This window comes from Nostoc sp. MS1, assembly GCF_019976755.1.
Taxonomy (GTDB): Bacteria; Cyanobacteriota; Cyanobacteriia; order Cyanobacteriales; family Nostocaceae; genus Trichormus.
In genome coordinates, this window is sequence record NZ_AP023441.1 from 2,351,390 (window position 1) to 2,371,501 (window position 20,112).

Consider the following 20,112-nt stretch of genomic DNA (forward strand, 5'->3'; position numbering starts at 1 on the left):
CTTTTGTGGCGGTTGTGTATTTTAGATGCAGCTAGCTATCGCCCAACGATAAATTGTAGCTAATACTACATCAGTTTTGATAGTGATAATATTGTATTTCTTAATATATTGTTAATTTTTGGGAGAAATGGGCAATTCAGCTTTGTATAAATTACATTAAAAATCAAGTTGTCTATTGTAATCATACTCATGGCTGTAGTGCGATCGCTTCTTTCCATCCTCTGCCCTGCTATGGCAAAAATCATACTTTCTAGTTGGCTGAAAGATAATTCGTTAGGGAAGGCAACCGGAGATGAGATAGTAGACAAGCTGAAAGATTTTATTTTTAACCCCAGTGAGCAAGAAAAGACGCAGAGAAGCATTGAAAAGATTGCCCAGCAAATAGTGACACAGGTACAGCCGATTTTTGACTTGGAAGCAGCAAGCCTCAGTCAAGACAGCCGGACAGCAATTCAATTTGAAATTGTGGAAACATTACGTCAGGCTGAGGTAACAAGTGAATTGCTAATGAGTTTTAGCCTGGATAGAAAATTATTAACAATTAATCTTCGCAATGCTTATCCAGAGGCTTGCAAACACTTTAGCCGTAATGAAACTGCTCTTTATGAGCGGATGTTAGAAGAAGTCAGTCGCGGCATCATTGAAGTAGCACCAGAATTGCAAGGTTTTACACTTGCAGCAACTACAGAGACTTTAGAACGACTAGAAGTAATTATTAACGATTTACAGGGATCGCGGCAACAGTATCAACGAGAAAAAACTGAGTTTGAGAGGAAATATCGTCAAGCCATTATCCGCGAACTAGATCGGATGGAGATGTTCGGTTTGCCTAAAATGAACAGTATCACTGCTCAACAAAGTCTGAGCAAAGCTTACGTTACTTTGTCAGCTACAAGGGACGGACGAGATGAGCAGAATAAAGAGGCGGAAATTATCAGTAGAAGGCTGACGGAGGAAATAGCCGTTCAGGTTCAACAGGAGGAGAACAACAGTTCACGCAGTTCTCCAGTTGATGAAACATTGGCTTCCTGCCGAAAGATAGTGATTCGAGGTGAGGCTGGGGCTGGTAAAAGTACACTTCTTCAATGGCTAGCAGTGCGTGCTGCCAAGCAGGACTTTCCTTCTTCTTTAGCGCCTTGGAATCGACTGATACCATTTTTTATCCGCTTAAGGTCTTTAGTAGATAAAGGTTTTCCAACACCAGAAGAGTTTCCAAAACTCATTGCCCCTAACATTGCTGATATGATGCCCAAGGGATGGGTACACCAATGCCTTGATGCTGGATATGCCTTGGTATTAATTGACGGGGTAGATGAACTGCCACGACAGCAGCGTCAAGATTTTTTTGAGGCTCTGACTCGTCTAGTAGCAGACTTCCCTTATGCACGTTATATTGTCACATCTCGTCCTGCTGGGCTGAAGGACAGTCAAGGGGAAACTTGGCAGGAGTGGGAAACTTGGACAGAGCAAGCAGAGTTTCTCAATCTGTCTCTACGGTCGATGAGTCCAAGTAATATTGAGCAGTTTGTTACTCAGTGGCATGAGGCTCTGGCTGCTGCTAAACGCCCAGAAGACCAACGGATAGACTTGCCCAAAAAAGGAAGCGACTTGCAGCGCCTACTCCGTCAACGCCCTGAGTTGCGGCGACTGGCGACTACACCATTATTGTGTGCGATGATTTGTGCGTTGCATCGAGATCGTGGTGAAAACTTACCTACAGAACGTATCAAGCTTTACCAAGAATGTATTGATATGTTGTTAAACAGCCGCGATCGCGGTCGTGAAATCAAACTAGAACTTGATGACTCTTACCCAAGGGGTTTATCCGATAGTCAGAAGATGGCTTTGATTCAGTCTTTTGCTTATTGGATGATGAGTAATAATTATTCTGACGTTGACATAAGCCGAGTTGATGAACACTTCCAGAAACGTTTAAAACTGATGAACCTTCCCGAACAAGTGACTGGGCAACAAATACGCGCCCTGTTTGTAGAGAGAGCGGCACTCTTACGAGAACCAGTCATAGGGAAAATTGATTTTGCACACCGCACCTTTCAAGAATTTCTGGCAGCACAGGCAGCACTAAATGAAGATAGTCTCAATGTATTACTAAGAGAAGCTGACAATGATCAATGGAGAGAAGCAATTATTGTTGCGGCGGGGCTAGGCCGCCCAAGGGAGCAGAAAGAACTGCTACAAAAATTGGTTCAGATGGGGAACGAAAGACCAGATAAACGTCATTATTTGCATTTGTTAGCTGTGGCTTGTTTGGAAACAACCGTAGAACTTGATCCTCAAGTGCGTACTGAAGTGCTTAAACAGGCTCAGGCTTTGTTACCTCCCAAAGATGATGACGAGGTGTTAATGGTGACTAGGGCTGGAGATGCGATCGTCCCCTTGCTTGCACCAAATCCAAACTATTCTGAGGTGGAAACTGATCGGTGTGTGGATGCTTTAGCTAAGATTGGTAGTTCTGCTGCTATGGAAATTTTGGCTGATTATGCAAAAGATACTCGTTATAAATTGATTGGCGAATTAGGCAGAGCTTGGGATGCTTTTGACCGTAGCACTTATGCTTCTAAAGTTTTGTCTCACCTCAATGAAGTTTATGTTCCTAATTTAAGGAACTGGGAAGGATTTGAACATCTTCAGCATATTAACAAACTAAGCATAGAAACGCTATCTTTAAAAGATTTGAGTCCACTGCAAGAGCTTACCAATCTCACCCAATTAGAAATATCGGAAGCAGATGAAGTATGTAATCTAACAGCATTAGAAAAAAATCCTAGATTGACTAACCTATTATTAGGAAATTTTTTCAAAAACAAGATTTTCAGGTTAGATACTAATCATTTAGCGAAAATTAATAATTTAAATTATCTATATCTATCTAATGTAGAGATTAATGAAATTAGCGAAATTTGTCAGCTTTTCAGACTTTCTGAGCTAATTTTAGAACGATTAGAAATAAGAGATATTAGCCCTTTAGCACAACTACCAAATTTAGTAAGCTTGGGGATTTTTGACACATATGGCTCTTTAGACTTAAAATTTCCGAATACATTTAATAACCTTGCTTGCCTTTACCTAGCGCACACGGGCATCAGTAATCTAGATTTACTAAGTAATGTTAGTAATCTAAAAAGCTTGAGTATTTTAGAAGATAGTATCAGTGATTTAAGCCCCCTTGCCAACTTGAATCAACTAAGTAAATTAAGTATAGGTGCAGTAATTTACAGGAATGGAGGCCGATTTAGTTATTGTAGGGAAATTAATGTTAAAAGTTGTTTGGATAAACTTTATAATCTAACAGATTTAAGACTAAATGGAACGGGAATAAACGACATTAGTCTACTAGTTTCTCTTCCAAATCTCTCTAATTTAATACTTAATGAAAACAACATTCATGACCTAAACCCCTTGGCAAGCCTCCCCAATCTTATTAGTCTAAGCATATCCGAACCAAATGTCAGAGACATTAGCCCTCTTGTGAATTGTCAGAGTTTACGTAGACTATATTTAGGTGCATTTGAGATGCCATATGGAAGACGTAGTTCCTTTTACGAAAAAACGCCTATTACTGATATTAGCCCGCTTGCTAACCTTCCTCATCTCACAGAATTGGTTCTAGGAGATACAGATGTTACCGACCTTAGCCCACTAGAAGGATTACCAAACCTTAAGATTGAAATCCTAAAAGACTAACAGATAAAAAATCTACAAAAATAAAAGTTTTTATGTTTAAGTGACTATTCGCTCAAACATCAAGCCTTAACTACATCTTCGGCCAGCGCCAATTATACCGATTCCAATCATAAACGCCCTGAATTTCATACTCAGAACCATTTTGGAAGCGCAAAACGCAGTTAGTAGAAGCGTTAATTTCGTTAATCTGAATGACTGTAGAAAGAAACCATTCGCGTTTGCAGGGGCCATCATCTTGCACCCATTCCCATAAGGCGTTGGAAACTTCAATGCGATCGCCTATTCTCAGTTTCAGTGCATCACCAAAATGAGCATACTTGTCAAAATGATAAGACTCAATCCGGTTTAACCACTGCAACCCATACCGTTCTCGAATAAACTGCACATTTCCTGAGTCTTGGTTATGCAGCCAGTCGTTGAGTAACTGTACCTTCCAAGTGCGATTTTGTTGTTCTTCTGTTTTCACAAATGTTAAAAATATTTCTAATTCCTCTGGTGTCAGTTCATCCAAGGGATTAAGAATATCTAACTTACCAGACGAAGATTGCCGTTGAATCTCCTCCACCAATTGCAGTAATATCTGTTTCTGCTGATCAGTGAGAGGACAGCTAGCCGCATCACAACGCTTAAAAGCATTTTGTAAAACCGTAGCAATCTCATCTGGAGTCATAACTTAATTGCGATCACAAGTATGATTTCATAATTATTACAAAAGTAAATAAAAGTGATTAGTTTTTAGTCATTAGTCATTAGTCCATAGTCAAAAAGCAGAAAAGACTAGGAAGAAGATTTTTCCCCTGCCCCCCTGCCTCTTTCTCTCCCTCAAATACTTTTGTTAAAATTTATATGTGTAATAAGAAAGTCTTTATTATCTATAATGTCAACTGCTCTAATTACGGGTGCATCTGGTGGTATTGGTAAAGCTTTTGCTCAAGAACTAGCTGCACGTCAAACAAATCTTGTGCTTGTGGCGCGTTCAGAAGCGAAACTTCATCAATTAGCACAAGAACTACAACAGCAATACAAAATCCAAGTAGATGTAGTAGTTCAAGATTTAACCGAACCAGATGCGGCGACGGCTGTCTTTGATGCCACCATAAGTAAGGGATTGACAATTGATACATTAATTAATAATGCTGGTTTTGGCGACTACGGTGATTTTGCTAAAAGCGATCGCACTAGGCAAGTAAAGATTGTCCAATTGAACGTTGCCGCATTGGTAGATTTAACCCATAGATTTTTGACTCCCATGCGTCAACGCGGTTCAGGAAGCATTATTAACGTCGCTTCAATTGCAGGCTTTCAACCAATACCATATCTTTCTGTTTATGCTGCCAGTAAAGCTTTTATCGTTAGTTTTAGTGAAGCTTTATGGGCAGAAAATCGCCCGTACAATATTCGTGTTTTAGTTACCTGTCCAGGCCCCACAGAAACAGACTTTTTTACAGAAGCTAATTTTCCCCAAGCATTAGCAGAAACTACAAATAAAGTTATGGCTTGTAAAGAAGTGGTACTTCAGTCACTCAAAGCCCTAGAAAATGGGCAACCTACAGTAATAGTCAGTGATACTAGCACACAATTTAGAAGCGCAGTAGCTAGACTCGTCCCACGCAAAACTTTGTTAAGTCTTTTGGCGAGGCATTTTAAGAGTTGACAGGTGACAGTTGTTAGCTCATTTCCACTGTCAATTGTCAATTGTCAATTGTTCACTACTACATAGGGCTTGCTGAAAAAGTCATTTCAAAGGAAGAGAAAAATTGATTAAGTAGTCAGTCCAGAAAAAAGATAAGTTTTTGTTGTTTAAGGTTTAATGAAATATCAGTTTCGATAATAGAAGAAGTAAAAAAAGACTCAGTTTTGAAAAATAGGCAAAAAAATACACAAAAAAGCCGTAATAGCAGAGTAGAAAGATTCATAACTAAAAAAGTTATGGCAATAGCGGTGAAAGAAGTATGAGGAAGTTTAGCCATAACTCTACCAAGGCTAAATCTTCGTTTACCTTGTCCAAACTTGCCCTCAATACAATTACGAATCCTTTCGTCATAAGCGGCTTGTTTCTTCTTTTCAGGGCTGACATTTTGGGGGGGTCTACCTAGTGGTGGGCCACTAATTCTAATTCCCCTTTCTTGACACCAAGCTCGATTCTCCCTCGTCCGATAAATCTTATCAACATGAACTGATTCAGGATAATATCCGGTGTAGTTTTTGTATGCTTCTACTTGTGATTTTAAGTCTCCTGATTCGTTAAAGTTGTCCCAACTAATATGGTCTAAAAATACATAGCCATCATAGTAACTAGCTGAAAACTTAGCCCCAAACTCTACTGTTCTCCCGGCTTTACCTCGGATAATCGGACGAATGTGTGGTTGGTTTAAACTGACAATGCGGTCTTGTATACTAATTTTTTGATTTTCATATAACCATAACTGTTGACGATAAACTTCTGCTACTACTAGCAACATCTTATATTGACTGTTGCTCAGTTTTAATAGTGACGCACCTAAATTTATTAGCTGCTGAATATGAGTTAAATTTCTGTTGATATATTGCAGTTGCTTTCTGATAGCTTTCCTTCTTTCTTTAACTGTTGGTTTTCTTTTCTTGGCTACTGCTAAATAATCCTTTCTTGCTTTGTTTCTGTAGGTTCTTGGTTTGTTGATATTTCTTACTAATAAGGACTTATATAATGTATCTATGATTGTTTCTGTTTGCTTTCTGGCTTGATTTAATAATCCTAAATCTGTCGGATAACTTATGTCTGCTGGCGCACAACTAGCATCTAATATTAATTTTCCTCTATTGGCTGGCTTACTTTTTGAATCCTCGACCTCTGGCTTTTTTGCTCTTACTTCTACCTCCTGTTTATTTTCTAACATCTTCCTGACTATTTCTTGATTGATTTTATTGACTAATTCTATATCTATCCTTTCTCTAAAATGAACTAGCATTGACGGGTCAAATGCAGATTCATTACTATATGCTGACATTCCTATAAAGTATTGCAGATACGGGTTCTCCCGAATTTGTTCTACTGTCTCTCTGTCACTTATTCCTAATTTTTCTTTAATTATTAATGCTCCCAACGCCATTCTAAATGTTTTGGCTGGCGCTCCCATTCTTGCTGAAAATATTTCTGCGTACTCTGCTTCAAATTTTGACCAAGGTATCATGTTCGCCATGATTACCCATCGGTTATCTGACGCTAGTTTTCCCCCAAAGGGTAGTTCAAAGTTTTCTGCTGCTTTTTCTTGCTTTTGCGCTCTTCGATACATTTTAACGCAACTTGCTACAAGGATTTTTACTTATCTTACCCTTTTTCTTTTCACCTTATTTTTCTTTCCTGACCCTGAAACTCTTCATTCTGCTATCTTTCGCCCTTATTCAGCCAGCCCTACATATACCTAGTTAATTGCACACGGTAACGGTCTTTTTTGGTGACAGCAATGTCGCCTACTTCTAAGCGTCCTTTACCGCGAATGGCAATTAAGTCGCCTGATTTAACTTGAGAACTGGCTTGGGTAACTTCTTTCCAATTGACACGCACATCACCTGTATCAATTAAGTCTACCATTTTGTTGCGAGACATACCAAAACCAGCAGAGGCGATCGCATCCAGCCGCAAGGAAGCTTCTACTGTAGTTAATTCTTTCTTCTTGGGTTCCCTGACTTTTAACTCAGCCAAATCGATAGCTTGAGCTTTTACAGGAACCGAACGCACTTGTTTAAGATTAAATTCTAGAAATTCTGCTAACTCAGGAACTACAATTGCTTGTGCGCCGCGTTCACCCAATACGATAATATCGCCAGTTTTCTCTCTGACGATTCCCGTTCCTAACATTGCGCCTAAAAAGTCGCGGTGAGTTGCTGAATCAAATAAGAAATTTCCCGCGATTTCTAGCACTGTCAGACTAACTTGGGATTGATCTAAGGGTAACTCAGCACGAGCGATCGCTAATCTTTGGCGTTCTGCTTGCGGATATCCACCCCAAGCTACTATTTGCACTTCTGTTAGCCTACTAAACACTCGTTGAATTTCTACCAATTCTGGGGGGGACAGAAAATCTGTCAACACCACTTCCCAAGTTTTAATTGCTTGCTCTGCTTGGTCAATTACACGAGCTATACTATCTCGATTTTCAACACCCTTTAAAAGTTCTTCTCGTGGCAACATTTTAAATAGTCATTAGTTATTAGTCATTAGTCCATAGTCAAAAGTCCAAGGTTATTCTCCCCTACTCCCACCCTACGGGTTCGCGTAGAGTCTGTCTCCGACACGCTACGCGAACGTAAGAGAAGCAAGCTACATCTCCCTCATCTCCCTCACACCGGAGTACTGTCAGCATAACCTTGGATATTTTCTGGCTCAAACTGGCGTAATATCTTTGTTGCTTGGCGCGAAAGAGCGTCTGAACCTTGAACTACAATTAAGTACTTTCCTGCATCCAAGCGGTTACGGTAGGGTAAAGCATCACCACCACCAACAACTAAGCCTACTCCACCGCCAACAACCACACCACCCAAAGCGCCGCTAGCAGCACCTAAAAGACCACCGATAACATGATTACCAATTTCACCCGCCCAAGCAAAGGTGTTCAAACCAGTGATAAGACTAAAGGTGAAACCAGCAAAAAAGCCAAATGGTACTAACCAGAGCGACATGAGCTTCGCTTGCTTTCTAGCTTGGAGGTTGGGATCAACTAAGCCATACTCATCAGCAGTTTTATAACCTCTACCTAAGATGGTACTATTGATGCCTTCTCTTTCTAAGGCTAAGTAAGCAGCTTCTGCTTGGATACGGTCTGGTAATACGGCAACAAGGTAATTCATTGATAGAAAAATTCATCTGATAAAATTTTCGCCCTTACTAACAGGGTATCAGTCCTTGTTCGATCAATGATGAGTCTTGAGTAGTGTTAGCGGAAGCGGCGCGTTTAGCGCGTGCTGAGTAGTGAGTAAGTATTTTACTTGGAACCAGGAACTCAGCACTGATTTTACTTAAGCGCATCTAAAGGCTCACAAAAGTTGTCTACACCTTGCTTAAGAATATATAGCAAGACTGGTGTTGCCAAAATTTTGGGAAATGTGGGCATTGTTTGGAGATGTGCGAGCATTTTCGTAATGGAGCCGTTGAGCAAATCATTACGAAATTCTTGTTCGCAAATTACAGCACGCCACTTTCTCGCCAAAGCATCTAACCACTCGGCGTTAGCTCGTTCTGGTTCTTGTCCTGCTTTGATGGCTAGCGTCATCGCTGCATCTTCTAAATCTCCTTCGCAGTCCTCAATTAAGTCCAAAGCCTCCATCGCTCCCAGGTCATCTGCCAACTGAGAGCGAAATAGTGCTATTTCTTGTGATGTAACTGTAGTCATGGGTAAGTAATCAGTAGTACTAATAAGTCAATAGTCTATAGTCCATAGTTTATAGGTAGTTGACAGTTGACAGTGAGGCAGTCGGAGTCTTCTCTACGAGAGGCTACGCCAAGGCGGTTCCCGTCGAGTCCGAACTGCCGTTCTCCGAAGGAGTTCTCGTTCGCGTCAGCGTCTCCAAAGGAGAAGAGTACCCGGAGGGTTGACAGTTAACTGTTAACAGTTGACTAATAACTAATGACCAATGACTAATCATTACTGAACAGCCAATGCTCTAGAAGTAACAGCACGTTGTAGGTCAGCTAAGGCACGGTTGTAATTGAGAATTGCTTGAACTCTGTTACCCTCAGCTTGTGTTAAATCATTTTCTGCGTTAATTACATCTGTTTGAGTACCTACACCAGCTTGGAAACGCAAACGTGCTAGCCGCAGCGATTCTCTAGCTTGTTCTAAGGCAACATTGGCAGTTTGTACGTTCTCTAGATTGGAGCGTTGGTTTGTAAAGGCTTGTTCTACTTGGAAGCGAACTTGGTCACGTTGACTAGCAAATTGAGTTTCGGCGATCGCAATATTTGCCCTGGCTTGATCGGCTCTAGCTCTGGATGCTCCACCATCGTACAAGTTTAAGGTCGCTCTAAGTCCAACGGAATAACCATCAGTCACACCAACGCTATCATCAAATTGATCGAGCAGGTTATAGTTAGCCACAAAGCTAATTTGTGGCCCTAAGTTGGCCAGTGCTTCTCTGCGCTGTTGTTCGCTAATGTTCCTTTGTGCTAGTTGTTGTTGCAGTTCGGGACGGTTTTGATAGGCGAGGATGATGCTTTGTTCTAGAGTTTGGTTCCACAGACCTGCTAATTGCACAGGGTCGGCTGCACTAATATTTGTCGATTGTGGGACGCTTAACAGAGTTGCCAATTGACGACGGTTAATTTGCTGCTGTGCCAGGTTATTGGTGAGCTGTTGGGTGTTATTGGCTAAGTTTACTTGCGATCGCAACACATCAAACCTTGTCCCTACCCCAGCTCTTTCTAAAGCCTCTGCATCTCGCAAACTAGCCTGGGCATTTTCTACTGCCGAGCGAGCAATACGTACTTGCTCATCTGCTTGTTGCAAGTCGTAATATGCTCTAGTTACACTCAAGCGAATTTCTTCAGACTGGCGCTCTACGTCCAACTGTTGAAAGCGCAATTGCTCCTCGGCCTGTTGAATGGTAGCGTTCCGTCTTCCAGACGTAAACAAGTCATAGGTTAATTGAGCTTGACCATTGAAGCCTGTACTCGGTTCATCCCTGCTCGTCGCCACTCCTCCCTGCTTTGTAGCAAGTTCATTCGACAACTGACTGCTTGCAGACTGGCTACGGGTAATATCACTGCTGAGAGACAAATTAGGCAATAAAGCTGCTTGTGCCTCCCTTAAGGCTGCTTGAGTGCGTTGCAGTTGCAACAGCGAAACCTGTAAATCCCGATTGTTCCGCCTTGCCAGTTCCAGAGCCTGTGCCAATGTAATCGGCTGAGTTTCCTGGATTGTCACTTCCCCTGGTTTGGTAGGAAACTGTAACGGATTAGCGTTAGGCAGCAGATTTTGTGGCACTTCTACTTTACCTGGCGGTGTAGGAGTAATTATCGGCTGAGTGTTGGCTGGCGCTGTTTGGGTTGACTCAGGATTAACTGTAGGTGCTTGAGTATTGGCTGGCGCTGTTTGAGTTGGTTCAGGAGTTACAACTGGGTTTGGTGTTGTAGTGTTCCCCTGAGCTATCTCCATCGGTGTCAATCTGTTTAGCTGGCAATTTTGTAGTGAGCAACTACTAATTGCTAGTAGCTTTGCTGCTCCCTCATACCTTGCTGTTACTGGTAAAACCGTTGATAACTGAGTTTTTAGCCTTTCTGGCGATGCTGAACTTGGTAAATTAGACAGGGAGAATGTCTGTTGTGCAGCCGATGAATTTGTAAATGTAGTAGAAGCTGCTTTTGCTACTAATTCTGGTTGAGATATCCCTGAGCGAATTTGTTTTTTTTGCTTGGGAGAAAGTTTTTGTTTTAGCCGTTGAGCAAGAGTCCGATCTGATTTAGAGTTAGGAAGTTTACCTTCATTTTGTCGAGACTTTTGTTCTTTATCGATACCAGTATTTTCTGTCAAGATTACTGGGTGATTGCGACTACTTAAAAATTGCAAATTCGCTGTAGTCACACCAGAATTGTGAATGATGTCTGGAAAGATTTCGACTTTAGCATTTGGCGGTTGTGTTTCAATTTTGCCAACTAGCAATTTTTGACTATTTTGATTAGTCACAGCACTAGAAGTAGGCACAATTTGTACATTGCCAAATTTCATTGCTTCAGCCACGGCTGGCTGAGTCGTCAATACTGCTGCTGTTACACCAGGTAAGAAACTATAGAATAACTGTTGTCCTTTCACCGCATCCCCTCACACGAAAATCAATCTGGCGGCAGAAAACTTTTCTTCACCACAGAATATAGCACGATACTAAATTTTAAGAGGAATATAGTACGATACCAAACTTAGGAATCGGAACCCTGTTTGTCTTCAAAACGTCTGACGATGCGAGATAGTTCCGCCTTTTCGTCAAAACTAACGCGGGTAGGAGCGCCACTGACAATTCTTTCGTAGTTACGGAAAGAGTCTTTGATTTCTGGCCCATCTGCCGTAATATTATATTCTCTAATTCCTTTATCGTGCCAGGAACCTCTCATCTTAAATACGTTAATTGCTCTTGACATTTCTCCGCGAATTTCTACGTACTGTAACATTAAGATTGTGTCGGTGATTGTAGAGATATGGGAATCGGTAATTGAATGCGATCCCATAAATTGGTCTGTAGTATTGGTAAAGAAACCAGTTATTTCTTCCTGTTTGGCATAACCTGTAACGCCAATTACAAACTGACGAAAGGCATTATTACTTACACCCCTAGCTAATGCTGACAGAGAATCAATGGCAATACGCGAGGGTTTAAAATGAGCAATTTCTGATTTAATAATTTGTAGGTGGTCTTCTAAACCAGTTGATTCAGGATAGGTACAAATAATTTTAAGTAAACCTTGGCTTTCTAATTCCTCAAAATCAATACCCCAAGAGTAAGCATTGCGAGATAGTTGAGCGCGTGACTCTTCATAAGCAAATAAGATGGCTCGCTCATTACTGACGCAGCCATTTTGTAAGAATTTACTTACTAACAGGGTTTTACCTGTACCTGTTGCACCTGTGGCGAGAATAATTGAATCTTTGAAGAAACCGCCACCACACATTTGATCTAAAGTTGTCACCCCAGAAGAAACGCGAATATTAGAAGACCTTTGAGTCAAGCGCATAGCTCCCAAAGGAAAGATATTTACACCTTCATTAGTAATGGTGAAAGGATATTCACCTTTCATGTGAGTCGTACCCCGCAATTTTAAAATTTCAATGGTGCGGCGGCGACGTTCTCCTTCTAAAACGTTACGGGCGATTACCACATTATCAGAAACAAATTCTTCCACACCAAAAGAAGCTACTGGCCCGTATTCTTCACCCCGTTCCGTGGTAATTATAGTGGTGACATTGAGTTGTTTAAGACGCGCTACTAAGCGAAAAATCTCTCGCCGGACTACTCCCACTGCTTCATACTGCTGAAATACGGCGGTAATTGAGTCGATAGATACCCGTTTGGCTTTATATTTACGGATTGCATACTGCAAACGCTCAATTAATGCGGAAAGGTCGAAATTGCCCACAATATCTTGCCCTTCCGGGTCTGGGGAGGCATCGAGAATAAATAATTTACCCTCATTAATTAGGCGTTGTAAATTCCAACCAAATATATGAGCATTCTTGATGATGTCGCTCGGAGATTCTTCAAAGGTAACAAAGACTCCAGGTTCGTCAAAATAGGTGATGCCGTTAAAGAGAAACTGTAGAGATAATAAAGTTTTGCCTGTACCGGAAGTTCCACTGACTAAAGTAGTTCTACCAGCTGGTAATCCGCCATGACTAATATCGTCAAAGCCTTCGATCATTGTGCGAATTTTTTCTACACCATTACCTGGTGTATTGTTCTGTTCCTGTTGCTCGTTGTCACTCATCGGTTGTTAATAATAGGCTTATGCCCAGTTTTTATATGACTAAAGTTGGTAAATTATTTTTAACATTTCAAGATTAAAGATTACTTTGGGCTTCCCAATCTTCTTCTGTTAGTTCTTCATACAATAAATCTAAACCAATTAGCACTCTTTCCCGGTCGGAAAGATCACCGATAATTTTGCGGACTGGCGGCGGCAAAATTTTAGATAATGTCGGTGTGGCTAATATTTTATCTTCTTCTGCTAACTGGGGGTTTTTCAGGACATCAATAACTTTTAAAGCATAAATACCTTTAAATTCCTGTTCTAAAATGTTTTTGAGCGTCTTCAAGGCTCGGACAGAATTGGGGGTGTTGCCTGCGACGTAAAGCTTGAGGACGTATGTCTTTCTGGCTTTATTCATAAAAAAAGAAGATAGAAGTCAACATTTTAATATTAGAGGCTATTCATAAATTTTGTATTCAAATACGTTTTGTCTTGGTCACTACTTTATTTGGCATAACTTGTACTATTTAAAAACTGCACCTCTGTAGGTTTCACAAAGATGAGCTAGGATGTCTATAAGAGTTAAACGATAATCTATCAAAGTTTCATCACCTCTACCCTCCAAACGTAGCTGATGGGAAAATTCATCAATCAGTTCCATATGAATTTCTATAATTTCTGGCACAGGAATATTAGCACAAAATACTCCATTGACAAATTTATCAATTTTTTCTTGTAGTGCTTTGTCTGTAGTAAAGTAACTTAAAAGTATCTGGCGATAATCTGATCTGATTTGCTCTAATAATACTCGCCGATCAACCTCTTGAGTCATGTGCTGACAAACCTGTTGTGCTTTTTGCTTTTGGCATCTATATAAATAAGGGGATTTACTAGTAAAATTTCCATTAGTCCGTAATTGTGAGCGTTCCCAGAGATAGTAAATTCTTGTAACAGTGGCAAAAAATAGAGACAAGAGCTATACGTAAAGCTTTACAGACCAAATTTGAACTCCGCAACGATTTGCTTGATACTGTACTAGTAGCTAGCTTTGGCAGAGGATCTAAATTTTCTTTAACATCTCGTTGGAAAATCAATATTAATAGTAGCATTTACATACTTGTATATTTTTACTATCGCCATAACCCAGCAAAGGATGAAAATTATTGAGAATAATTGAGATTTCTTAAATTAAGAGTGCCACTACTTCAAAATACATATATGTAAATATCCACTCAATCACCTAACTAGGAGTAAATGAGAAGAAAAATTACAGTTGTCAAAAGTACACTATTTAATTCAAGACTTACACATGTATATCTATCCAAATAGGGATTTATTCAATTGCTCCTTAATAAGATACTTGAACGAAAATAAAGTATTGTCGCGTTCTCAATCATTATAATTCCTCAAGGTTCTAAAGCGAATGTTTGGAGCCATAATTGTCTTAGCTGTCACTATCGATCAAAAATTGAAACGCTTGTAGAAACTGGTGGGTTAATTCTGCCAGAGTTCTCAGGAGCAGAAAAAATGCCCCGCTCCAAAACTAGTGACTTCAAACAGTAGTGTTCGAGAGAAGTAAATCTATTGTTTCAATAGTGTTTAAGCTGTACCAAAATCGCTAACACGAGTCTTCTTAGAGGATATTGCTTTTGGCAGTCACACTATCTGCGTATTTGCTGATGGTGTAGCCACAGGCTTTCATAGGAAGAATGACCCCCAAAGCTTATGTCAATGCTACAGTGTCCGCTTGATGAATTTCTAGCAAACGTAAACAGTTGCTCAGAAATAAGTACTCTGGCAATGGTGCTAGAGATTTTTGAGCAAAAGCAATGCGATCGCTTGGTAATAGTAAATGAACAGCAACGCCCCATTGGGTTGCTGCACTCTGGGCAGCTAGCACAAAAGTTTTTAGCAGCCACAGGTAATAGATTATTTTTAAACTTACAACAGCCACTGTCAACCTTTAGTCAAGCCCTAATTGAACCAATACAAATATTACCAGCCAGCTATAGTGTAGAGCAATTAACCCTATTTTGGCGTTATCACCAAGCCCAGAATGCGGAGTATGCGCTAGTAGATGACGATGGTAAGCTTTTAGGAGTGCTAAATAGCGTGCGTCTATTGGCATTATTAGCTCAGGAACAAACAACCAATAGTCTCAATTCCCCTAAATCATATATAGATACTAATGATATCGACTCTGGGTTGAAGCGTTCGCCAACGATGGGTGGAACGTCCCTGCCAAGAAATAACCAACTCCAACCACTAGTTCAGTTATTAGAAAGTCTACCTTGGCCTTTGATGCTACAAACGGCTACGGGTGAAGTATTAACGCAAAATTTGGCTTGGTGGCAACAATTAGGGGTATTGAAAGACCCAGAAGGAATACGCCAACAAGTCGAAGGGATATTAGCAACCACTAGAATTAAGCAACCAGAATATGCAGGGCAAAAAACTGTAGCGGCCGCAAATTATAGTAAAGGTTACGACTCAGTAGCAGAAGATTTAGCCCAAATCCCAACTACAGGGTTGCTACCCCTATCACCCTATGAACCAAGCGTAAGTACAAAAACTGAGTCCAATCGCTGCTTTTTAGATCACCAACTCAATACTTGTACCTGCGTTGTGGAAGTGCAGAACGGACAGGAGCGAGTATGGCAGTTTGTCAAAATTCCCCTAGAGAATACTGAACTAAAATTGCCTAATAGCGATGATTTATGGCTGGTGTTGGCAACTGATGTCACAGAACAGCAGCAACTTTGTAAAGAACTAGCTGCCAAAAATGCCGACCTCATCCAATTGAATCGTTTAAAGGATGAATTTTTAGCTTGTATCAGTCACGAACTCAAGACCCCGTTAACAGCAGTTTTGGGTTTATCTAGATTGTTGGTAGACCAGCAGTTGGGAGAACTCAACGAACGCCAAGCCCGTTATGCAGGACTGATTCATCAAAGCGGTCGCCATCTGATGAGCGTGGTGAATGACATTTTGGATTTAACCAGGATGGAAACAGGGCAGATGGAACTAACCCTCGTCCCTGTGAATATTCGCGCTGTGTGCGATCGCGCTCTTTTGGAAGCCAAAGCGATCCATAATCAAACTAGTAAAACCGCCACGGCTGTTAACTCATCCACTCCAGAATTTACCCTATCAATGGAGACGGATTTAGAACAGATAGTCGCAGATGAATTACGCTTGCGACAAATGCTGGTTCATCTATTATCTAACGCCTTCAAATTCACAGAAATATCTGGTGAAATTGGTTTGCGGGTGAGTCGTTGGGAAGGGTGGATTGCCTTTACAGTGTGGGATACAGGTATTGGTATTCCCGAACATCAGCAACACCTCATCTTCCAGAAGTTCCAGCAACTAGAAAATCCCCTCACCCGTCAGTTTGAAGGTACTGGTTTAGGACTAGTCTTAACTAGGGCTTTAGCCCGTCTCCACGGTGGCGATGTCAGCTTTTTGTCGCGGGAAGGTAAAGGTAGTCAATTTACCTTGCTATTACCACCAAGCCCACCTAGTTCTAGTTTTACTGATTCAGAAGTAGGTAGAGAAAATGTTTCTAACCCTAGCAGCAAAACTCGTAATCGAGCAACACCTACTGGACAAAATCAACCTGTCTCTTGCCAAAGGTTAGTGCTAGTAGTTGAAGCAGTAGCCAGATACATAGAAGATTTAACAGACCAACTCAAAGCTTTAGGTTATCGGGTAGTAATTGCCCGTTCTGGAACAGAAGCTGTAGAAAAAGCGCGGCGTTTACAACCGACAGCCATCTTTTTGAACCCCCTATTACCCTTGTTGTCTGGTTGGGATGTGTTGACCTTGCTCAAATCTGATGGTGCAACTCATCATATTCCTGTAATTGTGACAGCTACAGGCGCAGAAAAAGAACTAGCTTTTGCTAACCGCGCAGATGGTTTCTTAAGTTTACCAGTGGAACAACCATCGCTCACACCATTGTTAGATAAATTATGTGGTAAACCAATGGTGCAGTCGCAAGGTTTAGACTCTAGTGAAACGACTGCATCCAAAAAAACCCTGCGGATTCTTAGATTAGTTGATGCCGAATTGGAATCTATTAATCCCCATCCCTCACTGCAAGAACATCGCGTGATTGAAGTAGACGATTTAGACCAAGCAGAACTTTTAGCTAGAGTTTGGCAGTTTGATGTCATTTTATTGGATGTAGAAACTGTTGTAGCCCAAACTTACATACAACAGTTAACTCACCATCCCCGACTAGCAGCTTTACCATTAGTAACTTGTGATGTTGAGACAACCCTGGCTGCTTCCCAAATTCCTGGACTTTCGGTTTTTCCTTGTTTAACCCCAATAGGTAAAGATTATAAGGATGGGTTAAAACAGGGTAAAGACCCACTATTATCAGTGCTACAAATTGCTTCTGGCGTTTGCTATCCCCCAAGCATCTTTGTAGTAGATTTAGTCATGTTGGAAGACTTACCACAAACCAGACGTAAATCCGCTAAAAGTGACGGCACAGAGAAAAACACAGCATTTGCTCAGGAAGTGGCACAACGGGGAACCGAATGGTTCCAAGCTTTGATTCAGTATTTACACACGGCTGGCTTAAAGGCAACAATGGCACGCCATTGGGCAGAAGTATTACAACAAATTCGCCACCACAGCATAGATTTGCTACTCATTTGTTTAGGTGAGTCAACTATCCATCCAGAAGTGGTGAAAGCATTACAAGCACTACCGGATTTACCATTCGATTTGCCGCCCATTTTAATTATTGACCAACGATTAAATAGCAGTAGAGTTACTTCTGCTAGTAAGCTTAGTCATAGCAAAAAGCAAGAATCACCTATTACGAGTGCTATAAAAGCGATCGCTACTCAAATTGTTCCTCGTTCTATCTCAATGGAAGACTTGCTTACTCAGATTCATCAAAATCTGAGATTGAATGAAAAATAAATCCTAAATTCTATTATTTAAGGGTTAAAAACTGGGGAATAGAACTTTATCACTACTCCCCACTCAGCATTTTTTTCTAAGCAACTCCAGCCAATGAATTTGCGTATAAACCTTGCTGACGCATTTCCCATGCGAGAGTGAAGTAGACGATTTGATCTAAATCATTATATTTAGGTTGCCATCCTAAAACTTGGCGAATTTTATCAGCACAAGCTATTACACAAGCAGGATCACCAGAACGGCGATCGGTTTCAATCACAGGAAAATCCTTACCGGAAATGACCTTCACCCGTTCAATTACTTGCCGCACGCTGTAACCTTGTCCATAACCACAATTGAAAATTTGGCTTTTCTCACCTTGTTGTAGATAAGCCATAGCAGCTTATCAACACTACTATTAGTGAAATTTTAGCATGAGAATTTATAGCTAATAATCCCTAAATAAAGGTAGTGATATTTTCAGTATCTCTTTCTAGGCTCAACGGTCAATATATTCATCAAGAAAATGATTGAACTGACTCATCTACCAATGCATTATTCGCCATCACTTTAAATTAAGATGCGTTTGCCCTGATTATGACCCAAGTTTAGGACGGTTTATCTATAAAGATGCGTTCCCTTTATTGTCAGGGCTTGAGAAATATTTACAGGTAGTTATTAGTCATCTGGTGATTATTCTAGCCTTATGCAGAAATACTTATGCACAAAGACATTATTGACAGAATTTGCTTATTTCTAGCTTATGACAAATATTTTAAGACTATGTAAGTAGCTCAGTGTTAAAAATTATCGCTATGGCAAGGCAGGAGGCAAAAGGGAAGAGGGTTATAGCTTTGTTTACTTTTCTTAACTTAGTTTTGTTTTTTCCACCGACTTACTAAGAGGATGTTTGAAAAGTCGGGAAAGTAGTAAAAAAGCTCTCTCAGTATAAGCTGTAAATGAATAGTAAACAGCACCGAGAGAGCGACATGAGTAAAGCATACCCCAGCAATCTGACCCGTGACCAATATGAATTTCTCAGTGAGCTGATTCCAGAGGCAAAACCAGGAGGACGCAAGCGTGAAGTCGATACGTGGGAAGTTCTCAATGCAATTTTCTATATTTTGGTAGAAGGAGTGAGATGGCGAGGGCTACCAGGAGACTTTCCGCCCTGGCAGACAGTGTACACATATTTCCGTAATTGGCGCAAAGATGGGACGTGGCTGTTAATCCATGACAGTCTCAGGGAGTGGGTGCGAATAGACCAGGAACGACACAAGAATCCATCGGAAGCCATTATCGATAGTCAAAGTGTTAAAAGTGCGGCAATGGTGAGTCAAGACGTAGGTTTTGATTCAGGTAAGAAAATTAAAGGGCGTAAGCGATTTATCACAGTTGATACCTTGGGATTAGTGCTACGAGTCTTGGTCACAGCTAGCTGCCAATGTGGGTGAGCGCGCTGGCGGTCAACAAGTTCTCAAACGAGTCAAACAATCTCAGCCACAGTCTCGCTTAACAACCATCTGGGTTGATGGTGGGTTTGATGGAGAACCTTTCATGCAATGGGTTATGAATTTTTGTCGCTGGATTGTCCAGGTTGTGCTGCGACCAGAGCAAACTAAGGGCTTTGTTTTGCTCAAAAAACGTTGGGTGGTGGAACGCACTTTTGGTTGGTTTATGGGATGTCGCCGATTGGTCAGAGACTATGAATTATTGCCCGAAACATCAGAAACTTTTATCTACCTTGCAATGATCCGTATTATGCTGAAGCGACTGGCTTAATTTTTGACTTCCTAAAACTTTTCAAACATCCTCTTACACTATTTTCCTTTGCAAGATATACTTGGTATTTTTTTACTCAAAATATTAATAGTTTTGTATTATTTATTTTTGGATTTAGTAATAAACTTCAGCAATAGTACTTAAAAAAAATAGAAAATCTTATTTTATAAAGAAAAAAACATAATTAATACCAATATTAATCACGTCAAGGAAAATTGTTTATTTATATAAGTAAATATAAAAAATCAATAGAAATACTGGTTTGCTTTTTTACT

The 20,112-nt window shown here is 40.6% G+C and carries 12 protein-coding genes and 2 pseudogenes; 4 read left to right on the forward strand and 10 right to left on the reverse strand.

The genetic code is table 11. The features are described from left to right. The first annotated feature begins 168 nt into the window (after positions 1 to 168). Positions 169 to 3,705, forward strand: coding sequence for an NACHT domain-containing protein (locus tag NSMS1_RS10245; protein ID WP_224092929.1), 3,537 nt, complete (start codon positions 169 to 171; stop codon positions 3,703 to 3,705). A gap of 70 nt (positions 3,706 to 3,775) precedes the next feature. On the opposite strand, the gene NSMS1_RS10250 is transcribed toward NSMS1_RS10245, so the two are convergent. Next, complete coding sequence (locus tag NSMS1_RS10250) at positions 3,776 to 4,375, reverse strand: hypothetical protein (RefSeq protein ID WP_224092930.1); 600 nt, start codon at positions 4,373 to 4,375, stop codon at positions 3,776 to 3,778. Between the two features lie 207 nt (positions 4,376 to 4,582). Between NSMS1_RS10250 and NSMS1_RS10255 the strand changes: the two genes are divergently transcribed. Next, a complete protein-coding gene (locus NSMS1_RS10255) occupies positions 4,583 to 5,359 on the forward strand; it encodes an SDR family NAD(P)-dependent oxidoreductase (protein WP_224092931.1) in 777 nt (258 codons plus the stop codon). A 115-nt stretch (positions 5,360 to 5,474) separates the two neighbouring features. Here NSMS1_RS10255 and NSMS1_RS10260 read toward each other — a convergent pair whose 3' ends face one another. The 8 genes from NSMS1_RS10260 to NSMS1_RS10295 all read right to left on the reverse strand — a co-directional run bounded on the left by NSMS1_RS10260 (position 5,475) and on the right by NSMS1_RS10295 (position 13,967). Then, on the reverse strand, positions 5,475 to 6,977 hold the full coding sequence (locus tag NSMS1_RS10260; RefSeq protein WP_224085439.1) for an IS5 family transposase: 1,503 nt from the start codon (positions 6,975 to 6,977) through the stop codon (positions 5,475 to 5,477). A gap of 119 nt (positions 6,978 to 7,096) precedes the next feature. Further along, positions 7,097 to 7,876 carry a photosystem II S4 domain protein gene (locus NSMS1_RS10265; protein WP_224092932.1) on the reverse strand — a complete coding sequence of 260 codons (780 nt, stop codon included), beginning with the start codon at positions 7,874 to 7,876 and terminating at the stop codon, positions 7,097 to 7,099. 149 nt (positions 7,877 to 8,025) lie between these two features. Then, on the reverse strand, positions 8,026 to 8,532 hold the full coding sequence (locus NSMS1_RS10270) for a hypothetical protein (protein ID WP_224092934.1): 507 nt from the start codon (positions 8,530 to 8,532) through the stop codon (positions 8,026 to 8,028). A gap of 164 nt (positions 8,533 to 8,696) precedes the next feature. Beyond that, positions 8,697 to 9,074 carry a hypothetical protein gene (locus NSMS1_RS10275; RefSeq protein WP_224092936.1) on the reverse strand — a complete coding sequence of 126 codons (378 nt, stop codon included), beginning with the start codon at positions 9,072 to 9,074 and terminating at the stop codon, positions 8,697 to 8,699. 252 nt (positions 9,075 to 9,326) lie between these two features. Then, positions 9,327 to 11,489, reverse strand: a complete 2,163-nt coding sequence (locus NSMS1_RS10280; protein WP_224092938.1) for a TolC family protein — start codon at positions 11,487 to 11,489, stop codon at positions 9,327 to 9,329. Between the two features lie 104 nt (positions 11,490 to 11,593). Continuing rightward, on the reverse strand, positions 11,594 to 13,153 hold the full coding sequence (gene kaiC, locus NSMS1_RS10285; RefSeq protein ID WP_224092940.1) for a circadian clock protein KaiC: 1,560 nt from the start codon (positions 13,151 to 13,153) through the stop codon (positions 11,594 to 11,596). A gap of 73 nt (positions 13,154 to 13,226) precedes the next feature. After that, complete coding sequence (gene kaiB, locus NSMS1_RS10290) at positions 13,227 to 13,553, reverse strand: circadian clock protein KaiB (protein ID WP_067763282.1); 327 nt, start codon at positions 13,551 to 13,553, stop codon at positions 13,227 to 13,229. Between the two features lie 105 nt (positions 13,554 to 13,658). After that, positions 13,659 to 13,967, reverse strand: a complete 309-nt coding sequence (locus NSMS1_RS10295) for a circadian clock protein KaiA (RefSeq protein WP_411908673.1) — start codon at positions 13,965 to 13,967, stop codon at positions 13,659 to 13,661. An 893-nt stretch (positions 13,968 to 14,860) separates the two neighbouring features. Here NSMS1_RS10295 and NSMS1_RS10300 point away from each other — a divergent pair. Next, a complete protein-coding gene (locus NSMS1_RS10300; RefSeq protein WP_224092942.1) occupies positions 14,861 to 18,076 on the forward strand; it encodes an ATP-binding protein in 3,216 nt (1,071 codons plus the stop codon). Between the two features lie 76 nt (positions 18,077 to 18,152). Here the strand turns inward: NSMS1_RS10300 and NSMS1_RS10305 are convergent. Beyond that, positions 18,153 to 18,455, reverse strand: a pseudogene (locus tag NSMS1_RS10305) (UDP-glucose 4-epimerase GalE); the annotation flags it as partial. Positions 18,456 to 19,044: 589 nt separating this feature from the next. Here NSMS1_RS10305 and NSMS1_RS10310 point away from each other — a divergent pair. Further along, a pseudogene (locus NSMS1_RS10310) lies at positions 19,045 to 19,837 on the forward strand (IS5 family transposase). The last annotated feature ends 275 nt before the right edge of the window (positions 19,838 to 20,112 follow it).